19 protein-coding genes and 2 pseudogenes are annotated in these 16375 nt (G+C 67.6%); 7 read left to right on the top strand and 14 right to left on the bottom strand.

Features of this window, described 5'->3' with window-relative positions; all coding sequences use genetic code 11:
• Positions 1–134: 134 nt before the first annotated feature.
• The 4 genes from ACVBD7_RS23265 to ACVBD7_RS23250 all read right to left on the bottom strand — a co-directional run bounded on the left by ACVBD7_RS23265 (position 135) and on the right by ACVBD7_RS23250 (position 3092).
• Complete coding sequence (locus ACVBD7_RS23265) at positions 135–728, bottom strand: LysE family translocator (protein ID WP_458098364.1); 594 nt, start codon at positions 726–728, stop codon at positions 135–137.
• Positions 729–966: 238 nt separating this feature from the next.
• Entirely contained in the window at positions 967–1713 is a 747-nt protein-coding gene (locus tag ACVBD7_RS23260; protein WP_458097891.1) for a molybdopterin-dependent oxidoreductase, read from the bottom strand.
• Positions 1710–2306, bottom strand: coding sequence for a cytochrome b/b6 domain-containing protein (locus ACVBD7_RS23255; RefSeq protein ID WP_458097890.1), 597 nt, complete (start codon positions 2304–2306; stop codon positions 1710–1712). The genes ACVBD7_RS23260 and ACVBD7_RS23255 overlap by 4 nt, the downstream gene beginning before the upstream one ends.
• A 150-nt stretch (positions 2307–2456) precedes the next feature.
• Entirely contained in the window at positions 2457–3092 is a 636-nt protein-coding gene (locus ACVBD7_RS23250) for a hypothetical protein (protein WP_458097889.1), read from the bottom strand.
• Positions 3093–3208: 116 nt separating this feature from the next.
• Here ACVBD7_RS23250 and ACVBD7_RS23245 point away from each other — a divergent pair, with 116 nt between their 5' ends.
• From ACVBD7_RS23245 to ACVBD7_RS23235, 3 genes are all read left to right on the top strand, one after another.
• On the top strand, positions 3209–3742 hold the full coding sequence (locus ACVBD7_RS23245; RefSeq protein WP_458098363.1) for a sigma-70 family RNA polymerase sigma factor: 534 nt from the start codon (positions 3209–3211) through the stop codon (positions 3740–3742).
• A complete protein-coding gene (locus ACVBD7_RS23240; RefSeq protein WP_458097888.1) occupies positions 3739–4530 on the top strand; it encodes an anti-sigma factor family protein in 792 nt (263 codons plus the stop codon). The genes ACVBD7_RS23245 and ACVBD7_RS23240 overlap by 4 nt, the downstream gene beginning before the upstream one ends.
• 332 nt (positions 4531–4862) lie before the next feature.
• Positions 4863–5255, top strand: a complete 393-nt coding sequence (locus ACVBD7_RS23235; protein WP_458097887.1) for a RidA family protein — start codon at positions 4863–4865, stop codon at positions 5253–5255.
• Between the two features lie 92 nt (positions 5256–5347).
• Here ACVBD7_RS23235 and ACVBD7_RS23230 read toward each other — a convergent pair whose 3' ends face one another.
• Complete coding sequence (locus ACVBD7_RS23230; protein ID WP_458097886.1) at positions 5348–5518, bottom strand: hypothetical protein; 171 nt, start codon at positions 5516–5518, stop codon at positions 5348–5350.
• A 583-nt stretch (positions 5519–6101) separates the two neighbouring features.
• Positions 6102–7046, bottom strand: a complete 945-nt coding sequence (gene gcvA / locus ACVBD7_RS23225; RefSeq protein WP_458097885.1) for a transcriptional regulator GcvA — start codon at positions 7044–7046, stop codon at positions 6102–6104.
• Positions 7047–7171: 125 nt separating this feature from the next.
• On the opposite strand from gcvA, the gene ACVBD7_RS23220 reads away from it, so the two are divergent.
• From ACVBD7_RS23220 to ACVBD7_RS23210, 3 genes are all read left to right on the top strand, one after another.
• Entirely contained in the window at positions 7172–7918 is a 747-nt protein-coding gene (locus ACVBD7_RS23220; RefSeq protein WP_458097884.1) for an SDR family oxidoreductase, read from the top strand.
• 148 nt (positions 7919–8066) lie between these two features.
• Positions 8067–8306, top strand: a complete 240-nt coding sequence (locus tag ACVBD7_RS23215; RefSeq protein WP_458098396.1) for a hypothetical protein — start codon at positions 8067–8069, stop codon at positions 8304–8306.
• Positions 8299–8508, top strand: a complete 210-nt coding sequence (locus ACVBD7_RS23210; RefSeq protein ID WP_458098395.1) for a hypothetical protein — start codon at positions 8299–8301, stop codon at positions 8506–8508. Before ACVBD7_RS23215 ends, ACVBD7_RS23210 begins: the two co-directional genes overlap by 8 nt.
• Positions 8509–8761: 253 nt before the next feature.
• On the opposite strand, the pseudogene ACVBD7_RS23205 reads toward ACVBD7_RS23210, so the two are convergent.
• The 4 genes and pseudogenes from ACVBD7_RS23205 to ACVBD7_RS23190 form a co-directional block, all read right to left on the bottom strand.
• Positions 8762–8845, bottom strand: a pseudogene (locus ACVBD7_RS23205) (hypothetical protein); the annotation flags it as partial.
• Between the two features lie 315 nt (positions 8846–9160).
• Positions 9161–9712, bottom strand: a complete 552-nt coding sequence (locus tag ACVBD7_RS23200) for a cytochrome b (protein ID WP_458097883.1) — start codon at positions 9710–9712, stop codon at positions 9161–9163.
• Positions 9709–10347 (bottom strand): catalase, encoded by a 639-nt coding sequence (locus ACVBD7_RS23195; RefSeq protein WP_458098362.1) that lies wholly within the window; start codon positions 10345–10347, stop codon positions 9709–9711. Before ACVBD7_RS23195 ends, ACVBD7_RS23200 begins: the two co-directional genes overlap by 4 nt.
• A gap of 249 nt (positions 10348–10596) precedes the next feature.
• Positions 10597–11271 carry an HD domain-containing protein gene (locus ACVBD7_RS23190; protein ID WP_458097882.1) on the bottom strand — a complete coding sequence of 225 codons (675 nt, stop codon included), beginning with the start codon at positions 11269–11271 and terminating at the stop codon, positions 10597–10599.
• 118 nt (positions 11272–11389) lie between these two features.
• Here ACVBD7_RS23190 and ACVBD7_RS23185 point away from each other — a divergent pair, with 118 nt between their 5' ends.
• Positions 11390–12352, top strand: coding sequence for a GlxA family transcriptional regulator (locus ACVBD7_RS23185; RefSeq protein ID WP_458097881.1), 963 nt, complete (start codon positions 11390–11392; stop codon positions 12350–12352).
• A 15-nt stretch (positions 12353–12367) separates the two neighbouring features.
• Here ACVBD7_RS23185 and ACVBD7_RS23180 read toward each other — a convergent pair whose 3' ends face one another.
• The 4 genes and pseudogenes from ACVBD7_RS23180 to ACVBD7_RS23165 form a co-directional block, all read right to left on the bottom strand.
• Positions 12368–12733 (bottom strand): alpha/beta fold hydrolase, encoded by a 366-nt coding sequence (locus tag ACVBD7_RS23180; RefSeq protein ID WP_458098361.1) that lies wholly within the window; start codon positions 12731–12733, stop codon positions 12368–12370.
• Positions 12734–12955: 222 nt separating this feature from the next.
• Positions 12956–13666, bottom strand: a pseudogene (locus ACVBD7_RS23175) (IS6 family transposase).
• Positions 13667–13953: 287 nt separating this feature from the next.
• Positions 13954–15336 (bottom strand): FAD-containing oxidoreductase, encoded by a 1383-nt coding sequence (locus ACVBD7_RS23170; RefSeq protein WP_458097880.1) that lies wholly within the window; start codon positions 15334–15336, stop codon positions 13954–13956.
• A 266-nt stretch (positions 15337–15602) separates the two neighbouring features.
• Positions 15603–16190 carry a DUF308 domain-containing protein gene (locus ACVBD7_RS23165; protein WP_458097879.1) on the bottom strand — a complete coding sequence of 196 codons (588 nt, stop codon included), beginning with the start codon at positions 16188–16190 and terminating at the stop codon, positions 15603–15605.
• Positions 16191–16375 lie beyond the last annotated feature (185 nt).

Below are 16375 nucleotides of genomic sequence, written 5' to 3'. Positions count from 1 at the left end.
CTCGCAGGCATCACGCCCGTTCCCACATCTTGTCCGTATGGATTCAGCTCAGGTCGGAGAGCCACCGCCACGATCGATCCAAAGCGGACCTCAGCCCACGACAGCGAGTACCTGTTCGTTGTTATTCTAGTTCATCAAACAAGCGAGCGAGCCATGAGCAGCCGTCCGCCAAGGAGGATGAGGGCTGCACCGGATACGGACTTGACGATGCGCGAAACGCCGGGGCGTAGCAGGTGCCTCGTCAGCCGTTGCATCAGCAGCACGATGGAGCCGTAGAAGACGAGCGCGATCAGCGCGTGAGTCACGCCTAGCAAGCCGCCGGTCGCGTAGAACCCGGGCTCATGTGGCGAAAGGAACTGGGGGAAAGCTGCGACGTAAAAGATCGCGGGCTTCGGGTTCAGGATATTCGAGGCGTAGCCGCGCAGGAAAGCCTTCGGCATGGACATAGCCGCGTCGCCGGCGCTACGGGTGACCACCAGTCCGCCGGGCTTTCGGAGGGACAGCAGCGACTTCACGCCCATCCAGATCAGATACAAGGCGCCGACAACCTTAATAGTGGTGAACAGAATGGCTGAGGTGGCGATGAGTGCTCCGACGCCAACCAGGGCCAGGGCCGCATGCGACAGGATTGCGGCACAGACGCCGAGCGTGGCGACCAAGCCACGGAACCTCCCACTACCCGCTGGCATACTGAGCAGCAGGAACAGGTTTGGACCCGGCGTGACCACGATCAGAGTCACGATAGAGATGAAGAGCAGGTACTGATCAGCTGACAGGGGCAAAGGACGACCTTCTGACACGACTGGTGGTTGTCAATGGAAGAATATCGGCGTCGCAGTCCTGGTTAACAGGCACCTTCACGGACACGACTGATCCAATGCGTTGTGCTCTGCTTTCCCGAATCCAGCGCTGCTGCGATCGGAGGTGGAACCCGCGAAGCGCCGCGTCTGCTCGCCCGCTCGGCGCTCAAGACCCGCTGAACCAGTTGTAGCCCTGGTCCTCCCAGTAACCGCCGGGGTTGTCGTTGGTGATCGTGATGGAGGTGATGTGCTTCGGGTTCTTGAAGCCGAGCTTCGTCGGGACGCGCAGCTTCAGTGGAAAGCCGTATGCCGAGGGCAGGGCGGAGCCCCCGAAATCCAGAGCCAGGATTGTCTGTGGGTGCAGCGCCGTCGCCATGTCCAGGCTGCTGGAGTAGCGGTCGGCACATTTGAAGCCGACGTAGCGCGCTCGCGTGTCGGCGCCGACACGCCGGAGGAACTCCCGAAATGGCACTCCGGCCCACTGGCCGATGGCGCTCCACCCCTCGATGCAGATATGGCGCGTGATCTGACTGACCTGCGGCAGCGCGCGCAGCCGTGCCAGCGGCCAGGAGGAGCGGTCCTGCACCAGCCCAGAGACCTCCAGCGCGTAGTCGTCGGCATCGACCTCCGGCGCGTCGTCCAGCGGGTAGAAGGCGTTGAAGGGGAACGGGGTGGTGATGTCGGCTTCGGTGTATTCCGGCGCCAGCCGGTGGGGGTTGAACAGCGCGGCTTGCACCCTGTCGTTCCAGCGGGACATGGCCCAGAGCACCCTGTCCACGGTGTCGCCGTCCTGCAGGTTGCAGCCGGTCAGCAGGGTCAGCGATCCCAGGGACAGGCCGCCGCGCAGCAGCATACGGCGGTCCAGCTTGCGCAGGGCGCGGCCGTGGTCGCGCAGGTCGAGACGGGCCTTCATGAGGCCTTCTCCGGCAGGGGGCGGCCGATGATCATCCCCGGAAGGGTGCGCGGCACGAGCACGACCATGACGAGGTGTACAATGGTGAAGCCGACGATTCCCGCCATGGCTAGGAAGTGGACCCGCCTCGCGGCCTCGTAGCCGCCCAGGAGCCCGGCCAGTTCGTGCAACTGCACCGGCTTCCACAGCGCCAAGCCAGAGGCAAGGACCAGAACGCCGAGGAGGAGCACGCCGAGGTAGGTCGCACGCTGCACGGCGTTGTAGACCCCTGAGCTGTGCGCCAAGCGCAGCCGCAGGGCGGCGCCGATGTCGGCCAGCACTTCGCCAGTCCGCAAGGGCAGCAGCCGCCGGCGGAAGTGTCCGGCCAGGAGGCCGTAGAGCCCGTAGAGCAGGCCGTTGCCGACCAGCAGCCACATGACGGCCAAGTGCCAGGCAATGCTTCCACCCAGCCAGCCCCCCAGCGTCGCCCAGGCCGGGAAGCGGAAGCCGAAGAGGGGCGAGGCGTTGTAGATGCCCCACCCGCTCATCACCATGCCGACCATGCAGGCGGCGTTGATCCAGTGCGTGATCCGCACCAGGAGCGGATGCGTCATACGGCAATCTCCTTCGGCCCGGCCACGGCGGATCGGCGTCGGATGGCGGGCTCGTTCTTCGTTGGAGGCTGCCGGCCGAAGCCGGATCGCCTAATGCACCGGCGCGGACCGGGCGGGAGGCATTCCCCCGCCCGCCCCGCCGGGGAACTCTCACATCGGCGGCGTCAGCCCGTCCTTGCCGACCAGGATAAAGGCGGCGGTCACCCCTCCCCCGGCATCGCGCTGGCCGTTCACCACGATCTTCGCGCCCGGCCTCAGCGCGGCGCGGTCAGAGAACTCGACAGCGACGATGGGCACGTCATCCGGGATCACGATGCGCTTCTCGCCACTCCCGTAGTTCACCACCATGGTCCGGCCGTTGGTGCCGACGAGGCTGCCGACGGTGCCGTTGGTCATGCTGCTGCCCTCGCCGAGATCCCAGGCGAAGTGTCCCTGGCCAGTGCCGCGCGCCTCCGGCGGAAAGACGGTGACCTCGAGCGCCCGGAGGGAGCCGTCCGGCTGCGGCGCGGTCGCCGCAGTGCCGATGTAGCTGTCGGGCCGGATGTTCTCGATCCGGGCGGTGAGCACGAGCGCCACGCGGAGCTGGGGTGATAGGGCAACCGTCATCCTGGCGCCGGCACGGGTGGTGAGGGTGAGGCTCGTATCCGTCACGCCCTCGAGCGTGCCGCGCAGCCGGGCAGGGCCAGGCGGCGAATGAGGAGGATTCTGCGCGCTGGCGGTGCCGCTGGCCAGCAGACCGCCGGCCAGTGATGCGGCGGCCAGCGCCATCAGCATACGTCGTTGCATGGGTTGTTCCTTTCCGTCGGTGGATCGTCAGGCCCATGGACGCCGCGGCGCCTGGTTTATTCCGCACAAAATTTTCGACCTGCCTCGGGAATAAAGCGGCGGGAGGGGCGTTGATCGTGGTGATGAAGGGGCTGCCACACCAAATTTCGCTGCTGGCCGAGATCGAGGGCCATGTGCCGGCGCTGCGGCGCTATGCCTGGAGCTTGGTGCGCCACGACCAGGACGCCGACGATCTGGTGCAGGACTGCCTCGTCCGGGCCCTGGCGCGGCTCCCCGAGTTCGAGGGCGGCGTCCTCGCGCAGCTCCGCCCCTGGCTTTTCACCATCCTGCACAATCTGGCGGTGAGCCGCTTGCGGAGCTTGCGCCGGCGCGGGCAGCCCGTGGACCTCGCCAGCGCCGATCTCTCGGTGGCCCCGAGCCAGGAATGGACGAGCGCGACACGCGAGATGCTCGACGCGCTCGCCCGGCTGCCGGCTGACCAGGGCCAAGTGCTGCTGCTCGTCGCCGTAGAAGGATTTGATTACCGCGAGGCCGCTGGTATCCTGGGCATCCCCATGGGCACCGTGATGTCGCGGTTGAGCCGCGCGCGGGACGCACTGCGCGCACAGATGGAAGGACGCGGGCGCCCGGCGCTGCGGCTGGTGCGATGATCCAACCTCCCCTGCCCGAAGAGCTGCTGCACGCCTATGTCGACGACCGCCTCGACGCCGGGCAGCGCGCCGAGGTCGATCGCCAACTAGCGGCCGACCCCGGGCTGCGACAGCGCGTGGAAGCCTGGCGGGCCCAAGACGCCACGCTGCGCGACGCCCTCTCTTTCAAGCTGCGGCAACCAGTGCCGCCATCCCTGAGCCTGGCTGCCCTGACTGAGGCGCGGCTGCGCAGGGCCGCGCGCCCAGTGGCCCAATGGAGGATCGCCGCCGGCCTCGTGCTGGCATTGGGGCTGGGCGGCGCCGGCGGCTGGTTCGGCCACGGGATGATGCCGTTCAACCGAATGATGCCCCCTAACGAGATCGCGCTGCTGGGCCTGGAATCCGCCTCGGCCTACCGTGTCTTCGCCAACGACCCGGCGCGGGCTATCGAGGTCGGCTCGACCGACCGGGCGGAGATGACGGCCTGGATGGGACAGAAGCTGGGCCGGCGCGTGGTCCTCCCCGATCTCGCGCCCGTGGGCTACCGCCTCCTTGGGGGGCGGGTCCTGTCCACCGTCTCCGGGGCAGCGGCGATGCTGATCTACGAGAACGCGGCGAGAGACCGCATGACGCTCTATGTCCGCCCGATGCGGCTCGGGCGGGAGGCGGAGATGCAGCCCATCGATTTGCAGGCGCTTGAAGGTTACGCGTGGATCAACCGGCAGATCGGCTACAGCGTGATGTCCGACGGCGACCGCGATCTGCTGCGGCCCGTGGCGCACCTGATTCGGGATGAGATGAGGTTGTGAGCGGCGGCCCGTAAGCTCTGAGACTTCGGCCGCATGGTTGGCCAGCGAGTACAATCCAATTTTCCATACGCACCCCCAGGGCCGTCCTCGTCCGTAATGTCCAGCTCGCATGCAAAATCGACGTTCGCCCGGCGCGTTAAGTATTCGCCGTTCATGAATGGGCGGTGCAATGGACGGCTCCTCTGGCAGACAATGGACGGGCTGGCGCGCAGCCTCCCGGAAGGCCGATGGCCAGGTAGGATGGACAGCGTTCCACAATGGGTCCGGCTGGAGTGGCATGGCCTGCGATGGGAAATTCAATGATTGAAAAAGGTAGGATGAAGGCAGCCCGCGTGACCGACCGCACACTTATCGTTCCCCAGCAGATGGAACGCATTGTCGAGATCGCGGGCTACGCGCCCGCCGTGCAGGTCGGAGCTTTCGTCTTCTGCGCCGGGCAAGTCGGCAGGGACGAGCATCTGAACGTTATCGCAGACCCCCAGGAACAATTCGCGGCCTGCTGGGAGAACCTCAGGCTGGTGCTAGAGGAAGCTGGCTGCAGCTTCGAGGACGTCGTGGATATGACGACGTACCACGTCAGCCTCAGCCAACACTTTGATGTTTTCCGCGCTGTGAAGGATCGCGTTTTCCCGCGCAGTACATGCGCCTGGACAGTGATCGGCGTATCCGAGCTGGCACGGCCGGGCCTGCTGGCCGAAGTCAAGTGCATCGCCATCAAGCGGTAAGCCGAGAGTGAATAAGCCCTAGCCACGCTGACCTTCGGCAACGGCCTGCTGATTGCGACGTCCGGTATGGGTCCAGCCCGTGTGAAAAGGCTTCAATCGGGTAAGCCGCTGTCCCGTTGAGGTAGGGTGAGATGAAGCGCCAGATCCGGCGAGAGCCACACCGTCAGGTCGCCCCGGGCGATCAGACCACGGTCATACTCCCGCCAGGTCCGGGTCCGGTAGCGGGTCTTCCGCCGCTCACCCCGTGACGATGCCTTGCTCATGCAGGCCTACCTGCAAGGTTTGTGCAATAACGCCCCTTCCCGGAGGCAACGCTTGCCATGCTGGAGGGGATGGAGGGGCAGGGGACGCCGGCGCCGCCGATCTACCGGCCCAATCCGCCTGACGTCTGGCGCATGCCGGATGCCCTCCGGCGCATTGCCGATCTACTCGGGCGGCACCCAGCCGGCTTGGCACTGGAGCGCTGTACTCCGCGGTTACCCGCGCCTGCACCTGACCGCGCATTCCGTCTCCTGACGGCATATGCGAGCACCCCCGTTGCCGGGCTCGAACTGGCGCGAAATGGCGCCGCCACGCTCGAGCAGCTGAAGCCATTCGGACCGATCACAGTCTTGCCTGCGAGTGCCAACACCTGATCGGAGAGTTAGAGGGTGAAGGCTGGGGCCTAGGTTTCGATTCCCTTTGCCCGCAGCTGTAGAATCTGGGCGCAAACCTTTGGCAGATCTCTTGCTCCTGGCGGGAGCAGATGCGGCGAGTCTGAGGGCGCCTTGTCGCGGTGGCAGACCACGTGGGGAGGCGCTTGCTCTCCCGGGCGCGCCCCTGGACCGCGGAAGCCCGGCGTTTCGCTCATGGCGCCGGGCCGCTCCTCGCCGCGCCCTGTCCGTCGCTCCCGGCCTCGCCCAGAACCCAGTCGCGGAAGGCGACAATCGCCGGATCGGCCGCATCCCCGGACCGGCACACCACGTAGTAGGCGAGCGGACAATCGAGCACCGGCCCGAAGGGGTTGACGAGGCGCCCTGCTGCCAGATCCTCCGCAACCAGCATGCTGCGCCCGAGGGTGACGCCGTGGCCGGCTATGGCCATGCGCAGCGCGGCCGCCGAGTCATCGACGTGCAGGCCGCGCTCGCTCTCCGCCGCGGGAAGGCCGGCGCGCGTGTGCCAGTCCCGCCAGGTCGGAAACTCCGGCACCGCGGCCATCGACGTGTCGTGGATCAGCGAGTGGTGGCGCAGCCCCTCCGGTGCGGCGAGCGCATGGGGCCTTTCCAGAAGCGACGGGCTGCAGACCGGGAAAAACGTCTCCCCCGCCAGATACGTCGCCGTGAGCCCCGGCCAAGCGCCCGCGCCGTACCGGATGCCGATATCGATCGCCTCCGCCGCGAAGTCGGCCAGGACGGTCCTCGTGTCGATCCGCAGCGCGTAGTCCGGCCGGACGCGGCCGAAGCCTTCAAGCCGGGGCAGCAACCACTTGTCGGCGAAGGCGGAAGGAACCGTGACGGCGAGGGTCCGGCGCTCCCGCGATGCGTGCAGCCGGTCCATGGCCGCAGACAGGTGCCCGAAGCCGGCGCGCAGGTCCGGGAGGGCGGCCTTCGCGGCCTCGGTCAGGACCAGCCTGGCAGGCCCTGCTTGAGACCTGTGGAACAGCTCGACTCCGAGGATGTCCTCGAGCCGGCGGACCAGCTGGCCCACGGCCGCCGGCGTCACGCTCAGCTCCTCGGCGGCGAGGGCAAAGCTCAGATGACGAGCGGCGGCCTCGAAGGCGCGGAGGGCATTGAGGTGGTCCGGGGCGCGCATGCGGTCAAGATTATCTATCCCGGCCGCGCAGATCATCCCGTTTGCTGACCGTCTGTCACCGCCGCCATATCCCCGGCACGGAACGCGCGCTCCGACTTCAAGCCACGAATGTCAGGAGAACTTCCATGAAGCTCAGCGGCAAGGTCGCCCTCGTTACGGGCGGCACCTCCGGTATCGGCCTCGCGACGGCGGCCCTGTTCAGCCGGGAAGGCGCGCAGGTCGTCGCGGTCGGGAACGATCCTGGCCGGCTCGGGGAGGCGGCGGCGGCCCTCGGCGGGACCGGCGTCGCGCTACAGGCCGATCTGCGACGGCTGGCCGAGATCGACCGGCTCGTCGAGTCGGTGCGGGACCGGTACGGCCGGCTCGACATCCTCTTCGCCAATGCCGGCCTCGGCCTCGCCGCACCGCTCGAGGCGGTGACGGAGGCGCAGATCGACGAGCAGTTCGCAGTCAACTTCAAAGGCCTGTTCTTCACGATCCAAAAGGCGGCGCCGCTGATGGGGAAGGGCGGCAGCATCGTGCTGACCACCTCCTACCTGAACGCGGTCGGCACGCCGGGCCTGTCGATCCTCTCCGCCACTAAGGGAGCGGTGCGTTCCTTTGCCCGGACGCTGGGCGCCGAGCTCGCGCCGCGCGGGATCCGGGTCAATGCCGTGAGCCCCGGCCCGATCAGCACGCCCTTCGCCGGCAAGCTGGGCCTGAGCCAGCAGGACCTGCAGAAGGCCGCGGAGTACACTGAGGCGAAGGTGCCGCTCCGTCGCTTCGGTGGGGCGGAGGAAGTCGCCAGCGCCGTGCTGTTCCTGGCAGGCCCGGACGGCTCCTACGTCACAGGCACGGAACTGGTCGTGGATGGCGGACTGACGCAGATCTGAGCGACTTCGCCAGCAGCACGAACTGCTTCTCCGTCGCGCGGATTCTCGCGGCCGCTCGGGAATAACTGGCGCGCCAGGGTGTCTTGTTCCCGTGACCGGCCAGAAACGACGACAGAGTGCCGGCGCAAGCCATTCAGGAGCTGAACGCATGTCCACCATGAACTCCTTCCGTTCTCTGGCGCTCGCTGCCGTGATGAGCGTATCGCTGGGCGCGAGCGCCGCGCAGGCTGAGCGGGCGATGGTGCCCCCGGGCGCGACTGCCTACGGCGCCTGGGTGCCCACCATGGGCCGCACCCAGCTCGCCAGCATGCCCACCAGCCAGGGCCAAGCCGCACTCAACTTTCTCGAAGACAGCGGTGCGACGGGCGGCGAAGGCCAGCATGCCTGAACTGCCGCCGCCGGCTCAGGACGACGTCCGTTGGGAAAGGCCGCCGGAATGCCCGGCGGCCTTTTCCGAATCGTATGTCGCACTTGACGTGCTGAACGGCGCCAAGCCGGGTAACGACGCGGCGGAACGGACCCGCCCACCGAAGTCGCGGCACGAAGGCCGCCCGGACTACCTGCTCGGGAGAGTTGCCGGAGGCGACTGAGAACGCTTCCGACGGGCACGTCTGAGTTCAGGCCAGGGCTACGGCTGCGTTGTCCTGCTCCGAGCCGAGCCAGAAGCCGTATCGTCGCGCCGCCTCGACGAACCCCGCGATCTGCTGGCGTGGGAGGAGCACCACCCGACGTCGCAACCAGTTCCCCGATCTCGGCGAAGAACCGTCCTATCCGCGCCGTGCTGACGAGGAGAAGCGTGACGTCCTGGCCCGACGTGTTCCGGAGCGCATGCCTCACGTCACCAGGGATGTCTATAACGTCACCCGGGCCATGGCTGTGCCAGGTCTCGCCGTGAAATTCCTCGATTCGGCCGTCGAGGATGCACATCGCCTCGCGATCCGGGTGACTGTGGAGCGGGACGACGACACCGGCGGGAACGCTCGCCCTGAGTACACAGTACTCGCCCCCGACATCCCTGGGGGTGATGAAAGCGACCCGTGGTCCCATGATATCTGTCAGATTCCGGAAATCGGGCTGTAATCTCTGCCTCATGCTCACCACTCCTGTTCGGCTGCTTCATCAAACCGGACATCCGTCGCCGCTCTGTCCCGGTAGGGCGGACGCTTCGGACCGGCGCGGCCGGTAGACTCCGGCTCTCTCCGCCGCTTGGCTCGCCAGCACCGTCAAGGACCTTGCCTCGTCTCAGGAGCGAGTAGCGCGGTGCCCAACAGTCATGCTCCGGAGCACGCCGTCCCGGCGGATCACCCCGTGCGCCAGCGCTGCGCCCAGGTGCGCGAGGATCAGCGCGAAGAACAGTAGCGCCACCGCGGTGTGCATGGCGCGGAGCACGGTGTAGAGGCGGAGGTTGTGCGGCAGGATTGGGGGCAGGATCAGCGCCTTCGTCATCTGCACAGGGTAGCCGCCCGCAGACAACATGGCCCAGCCGAGGAGCGGCAGGGTGACCATGCTCGCGTAGAGGAGGACGTGCGAAGCCTTCGCCGCCAGACTCTGCATCCGCGGCAGGTCGGGGGGCAAGGCCGGTGCGCCGGTGGCCAAGCGCAGCGGCAGACGGATGAGAACAAGCACTAGGATCGCGATGCTCAGAGGTCGGTGCAGTGCCAGCAGGGCCGGGTAGAGCGGCCCGGTGGTGGAAACCATGCCGACGCCCATGAACAGCATGGCGAGGACCATCGCGGCCATGAGCCAGTGGAGGGCGCGCAGCACCGGGTGGAAGTCGGGCGACAGGCGACTCATCGGGGCGCCCTCTGCGCGAGGTTCCCGCTCGCGGCGCTCGGGCCCGCCCCTTCGGCGGCGCGATCGGTGAAGGAGGTGGAATAGGCCTTCGAGCGGGCGGCCAGCAGCGGATCGTCGGAGGTGTCGATCCCGGGCGGAAGGATGGTCGGATCGAAGTTGAGGTCGCGGCAGGTGCCGGTCTCCTCGGGCCGGACGGCGGTCATGACCAGCCTTCCCGCGTCAATCGCCCGGTGCGGGCCTGTCCATGCGACTGTCCCCCTGTCGGTCACGTCGCTCGGATCGGGCGTGGTCGCGCGCTGGAGGGCGACGAAAGAGGCGACGTCGGCGACCGGAAAGATCGGCGTGTGGTCCATCGCGAGGCGCCACTCCTGGCCGTTCTCTGTCCTGATCAGGAGAGCCATCGAGTGGAAGACGTTCCGCCCGTCAACGGCCAGCGGGTTGCCGCCACCGATCGAGAATCGACCGATGACCGGGTAGGTCGTGCGCTGGAAGACCTGTGCCACCGACAGATCGGCGCCGGCCCCGTTCGACCCGAACACGCCCGTGAAGCAGATTCCTTTCGCGTGGGCACGGCGATAGCCAGGATGCTCCCCGCCATTGTCATCGAGTGCCGCGACGACGTCGCCACCGCTGATGCGCGGCGCGCCGACCCAGCCGGCACTCCATGCGAAGCAGCCGGCCAGCAGGAGGACGGCCGAGCCGATCGCCGCGGTGGACTAGATCAGGGGTGGCCGGGGACGCTGCATCATTCGCTTCCGTTTCGTCGCGGTCGTCTCGGTGTGACAACCGCCGCCCCGACTTATTCCCGCAGCGCCGAAAGAAATCCGCTGGAGGGCATCGTAGTCCTGACTGAGGCGGCGGCGTGAACATCGCCGCCTTCTGGATCACACGCGCCCGCAGGCGCAGCCCGGGGCATGCACGCCCCCGGGCCACCAGGAGTTGCGGATCACGCTGCAGAAGTTTCCGCGGCGGAAGCCCGGCTCCTTGTCGGCTATGACATCGGCCTTGACGTTGCCGAAGGTGGTGTCCGGCTTGTGCCGGATGCCGTCGTAGAAGGCCTGGATGATGTCTTCCTTGAAGTCCGGCGTGCGCGGGAAGGCGTTGGTGACGGCCTCGCGCTCGGCGTCGGTATATTCCCCGTAGGTCAAGCCGAGCACGTCCATCTCGACGCCCGCCGTGACGAGGGCGACGACGGGGTGCATGTGGGCGGGGATGCCGGGCGTGGTGTGGAGCGCGATGGCCGTCCACACCGTGTAGACGTCCTCCTCCGGCACGCCGTGGGAGCGTAGGAAGTCCCGGGCGGCGTTGGCGCCGTCCACCTCGAAGCGTTCCTCCGGACTGCTGTGTGCGAGCATCAGACCCACGTCGTGGAACATCGAGCCTGCGTAGAGCAGTTCCCGGTCGAAGGTCAGCCCGCGGTGGAGGCCGGCCAGGGCGCCAAACCCGTAGACGCGGCTCGAGTGGTTGAAGAGCAGCTCGGTTTCGGTATCGCGGACGAACTCCGTGATCGCGCGCGCTAGGTGGCTGTCGGGAATGGCGGCCTCGCAGGTGATGGCCATGATCGGATCTCCTTTGCCCGGTGGTCCGGCATGAGCTACGAGGGCAGCGGAATGGCAGCAATCATCGTTTAACGGCGATTTCCGCCAAACAGCGGACGCAAGCTGCCACGGAGGTCTCTTGACCCGTTCTGTAGGGGTTCTCGCGGTTCCCGGCGTCCAGTTGCTGGACGTGGCGGGTCCTCTCGACGTCTTCGCGGAGGCGAACAGCCAAACCGGAGAGTCAGTCTACAGCCTCGCCATCGTCGGGGCCGGGCCAGGGCCGATCGAGACCTCGTCCGGCCGGCGGATCCTGCCCGACCTTGTCGCAACGGAAGCAGAGCCGACCGCCTTCGACACCCTGCTGGTCGCCGGGGCGCCGCGGATGCACGAGGAGGAGGGGGTGAGCGGCCTCCCGGACTGGGTCTGGGGTGCGGCGCGCCGGTGCCGGCGCTACGGCTCGGTCTGCAGCGGCGCCTTCCTGCTCGGGCAGGCTGGGCTGTTGGAGGGCCGGCGCGTCACGACGCACTGGGCGGTGGCGGAGGCACTCGCCGCCCGCTACCCCGGAGCAAGGGTCGAGCCGGACGCCATCCTCATCTTCGACGGGCCGCTCCGGACGGCCGCCGGGGTCACGGCGGGCCTCGACCTCGCCCTGGCGCTGGTGGAGGAGGACCTGGGGGCGGAGCTGGCGAGGCAGGTCGCGGCTCAACTCGTCATGTTCTTCAAGCGCGGGGGCGGGCAGATGCAGTTCAGCCGGCACGGCCTTGGCGCGCCAGTCGGCCGCTCCGCCCTGCAGGAGGTCCAGCGCTGGGTCGCAGCCCATCCCGCCGAGGGCCACGGCGTGGAGCGCCTCGCGGCCAGGACCGGTATGAGCCCGCGTCACTTCGCGCGCCTGTTCCGGTCCGAAACGGGGCTGACCCCAGCCGCCTATGTCGAAGGCGTGCGTATCGAGGCCGCACGGCGGCTTCTCGAGAACGGGAGCATCGCCACGAAGCAGGTCGCCGGCGCCTGCGGGTTCAGGGACGCCGATACGCTTCGGCGCGCCTTCGTCAGGCGGGTCGGAACGACGCCGGTGGAGTACCGACGGCGTCAGGGGCAGGGCTGACGAAGGCCCCGTGCGTCAACGACCGGCCGCCTCAAGGACCAGATCCGCGATCGACCGTGGATGGGAGAGCAGCGAGACATGGCTGGACCGGAGTTCCACGGTCCGGGCGCCCATGCGGGACGCCATGAAGCGCTGCAGGTCCGGGTTGATCGTCCGGTCCTCTGTCGAGACGGCGCAGAAGCTGGGCCTTGAGCGCCAGGCGATCCCGCCCGCGAAGGGGGCAGGCAGGGCCATGACTAGTAGCGCACAGGCTGCAGTACCGGAGATGAAGCCCCGGGACCATCCGACCTCCGTCTGCCAGGCGGGCATGGTGAGCGAGAGCGTGCCGCGCACGGTGAAGGCGAGGGCCAGCGTCAGGATCCCGAGCGCGATGACGCTCATGGCCTCCCCGGACCGATCAGAGGCTGCGGTGTCGGGAATGGCGGGCATCGGACCTCCTCCGGTGCTGGGACGCACGGGGGCGTTCGCGGAAACGGTGTCTCCGTGGCCGGCTCGGCTCGATTGCGGGGGCACCGGCGGCGATGCCGTGGGTGCCGGTCAGGAGCATTGTCACGTTGATGAGTTCCATGGCGCGCTCGCCCGCACGTAGCAGGGCGGGGAGGATCATGCCGTGATCTGGACACACGTTTCCTCGCGCCAGATCCGGAAGGCCTTGGCGCGTGCTCGGCGGTGCTGAGCCGCCGTCATTAGGTGCCGCCTCGGCCGGAAGTGGCCGTAGATCATGGCGTGCGCCGAGAGGAACCGCTGAGCCTGGACAGGCGACTTGAACCGCTGCATCTGGCGCTCGCGTCGGCGTGTCGGGCGGTGCGAGTTCTCAGCGCGGTTGTTGAGATAGCGGCTGGCCCGGTGCCGCACGTCGGGCATCACCTCGCGATGCGCCACGCCGAAACTGCGCATCCCGTCGGTGACGAGGCGTTTCGGCTTGTACTTCAGCCCGACAAGCAGGCGCTTGAAGAACAGCTTGGCGGCGCTCGCATTCCTGCGGCACTGCACGAGGAGGTCGAGCACCACGCCGTGCTGGTCCACCGCGCGCCAGAGTTAGCGCAGTTCACCGCCGATGCGCAGGAAGACCTCATCGAGGTGCCACGTGTCACCTGGCTTCGGCCGGCGCTTACGCAACCCTCCTGCGAAGTCGCTCCCGAACCGTAACACCCAGCGCCGGATGATCTCGAGTGTGACGAGGATGCCCCGCTCGGCAAGTATCAGCTCAACATCGCGCAGATTGAGGCTGAAGAGATGGTAGAGCCAAACTGCGTGCTGGATCACCTCGGCGGGAAAGCGGTATCCGGGATAGGTGGCGAGGCCGGGCGTCATCCCGCCAGCTTCGCCCAGCTGCTTAGCTCCGGAGAGCAGCCGCCAACGTGACAATGCCTCCGGACGCCCTCGAGCGGCGCCAGCAACATTCTCTCACCCATAAGCCCCGGCTCGCGCCAGCCGCGCCCTAGGTCAACCCAGGCGCCAGCACCGAGAAGGAGGAAGGACCTGGTTAACGAAAACCTACACCGGCACAATCATGCAGCCGATCGAGGCGAAGTCCTTCCGTCCCTCAACCGGCATCACTATGCGTAGGATGCTCCGGACGAGCATCGCGCCCGTACTCCTCACGTGGCTGGTCGCAGATCAAGGAGCACGGTCGGGATCAGCTCCGACACGGTCGGGTGGATGGGAACTGCCCAGCGCAGTGCGTCGAGAGGCTGATCGGCGTTCATCATGTCTAGGATGCCGTGGATCGCCTCGTCTCCGCCCGTTCCCAGGATTGCCGCCCCCAGGATCCGCCGAGTGTCCGCGTCTGCAAGGATCTTTATGAAGCCGTGCGTCTCGGCCTTCTCGACGGCGCGACCGACGCGGGTCATGGCGCGCTTCGCGTGAAGCAGTCGGCGGCCGCTCCGCGCCGCCTCGGCCTCTGTCATCCCGATCCGCCCGAGCGGAGGATCGATGTAGAGCGCATAGCCGGTCAGCCGCCGACTGACACGACGGTCCTCTCCGTCGAGCAGGTTGGCGGCGACGATCTCGAAGTCGTTGTAGGCCGTGTGGGTGAAGGCGCCTCGCCCGTTGCAGTCGCCGAGCGCGTAGATGCCCGGAACGTTGGTCTGCAGGCAGTCGTCTACCGTGATGTAGCCGCGGGCGTCAGTCTCGATGCCGGCCGCATTGAGTCCCAGATCGTCCGTATTGGGACGCCGCCCAACGGCTATCAGCACGTGGCTGCCGATGACCGGCGCACTGTTCCCATCGCAATGCACCGACACGGCAATCTCGTCGCCGTGCCGGGCGAAGCCGATGCAGTCCGCCCCTGTGCGGACGGCGATCCCTTCGAGCTCCAGAATCGTCCGAACCTCGGCCGAAACGTCCGCGTCCTCGCGCGAGATCAGGCGATCGGACCGCTCGACGATCGTGACCTCCGCGCCGAAGCGGCGGTACATCTGGGCGAATTCGAGGCCGATGTAGCTGCCGCCGATGACGACGAGGTGTCGCGGCAGGACCTCCAGCGCCACCATGTCGGTGTTGGTAAGCACCTTCACATCGCGAAGGCCCGGCATGTCCGGGACGACGGCTCGGCCACCGACGTTGATGAAGATGCGTGGTGCGGTCAGTTGCTCGCCGGCCACTTCCACAGTGTCCGGCCCGACAAAGCGGGCATGGCCACGGATGAGCTCGGCATTGGCCATGCTGGCTATCCAGGCCTCGTTGCCCGCCCGCGAGTCCAGGATCACCTTACGGGCCCGCGCCGCCACGGCCGGCATGTCGATCTGAATCGGCCCGCCGGTGGTGAAGCCGTAGTCGCCACCGCGACGCGCCGTGTGCACGGCGGAGGAGCTGGCGACCAGCGTCTTGGTCGGCTTGCATCCCGTGTTGACGCAGGTGCCGCCGACCAGGTGGCGCTCGATAATCGCCACCCTCATGCCGGCATCGCTCAGCCGCCCGGCGAGTGATGGGCCCGCCTGGCCCGCGCCGATGATCATGGCGTCGAAGGTGCGCGCGCTCATAAAGCGTGGCCCGGCGCGACGGACAAGGTGGCGCGGCAATGGTTTATGTCGGGTCCCATCTCGATGTCCTGCTGTGTAGGAGAAGCGCTGAGCTGTTCGTCTGCCAGGGGCGCCATGGATCGTTCGGGACGCCCTTGAGCGGCGCATCAGTAGAGGCTGCATCACCGCCCAGGACGGACGGCCCGCGGCCGCGTCATGGGTGATGCTGCGGCCAAGCCGGGCATGCACCCTGGCGGGGCTTGCCCAGCGGGCCCTGCTCCCTTCCGCTATCCGGCGGCGTGAAGCCCGCTGCTGCGGGCGTCGCATACCGTCAACCAGAGAGCGGACACGAGGAAGTAAAAGGCGCCGAAGGCCGCATATGGCGCCACCGTGGCGATGCCGACCGGTTCAGCACCGCCGGCCATCCGCACGAAGAAAAGCCCGGCCAGGGCGGACTGCGCGCCGCTGAGGATCATTGCCCACTGGGCGCCATAGGACTTCCAGCGACGGACGGCGGTGGCGAGCTGCAGAACCCCGGCGAGGCCGGCCCAGATGCCGAACACCACGATGACGCTGTTCATGCTGATGCCGAGCGCGACGGCAACAGCAGCGGCCGTGAACGTGCTGACGATGGCGTTCAGCAATTGCGTCCTGTTGCTGCCGAGGCCGCCATTGCGCTGAGCATCGACCAGGTTGGCGGCCGCGTCCCACGCCGGATAGCCGACCAGCATGATGGCAGCTAGCTGCGGCGCGCTCCTCGCGACGCTGAAGGCCGCGGCGACCCAGGCCGCCGAGAAGGCGAAGCGGGCGAAGTAGTAGCGCTTGAGCCAGCCCGAGGCGGGCAGCGCAGGATGGTCGATGATCTGAGTGGGCATTTCGAGCCTCCAATCCGGAAGCCAACCTACTAGAAGGTAGACCGCCGGATGTCAACGCTCTCTCGCTGTCCTCCGCTCCAGTCCTGCCTGCGCTCGCATACCAGACACGGGGACCTGTCCGGCAGGCCCGGGATGCGACCGCTTGGTCCTCCAAGTCCTCCAAGTCCTCGAAGGCGAGAGGCGTG

This window comes from Roseomonas sp. WA12, assembly GCF_054165765.1.
This window is presented reverse-complemented; position numbering and strand designations above follow the sequence as displayed.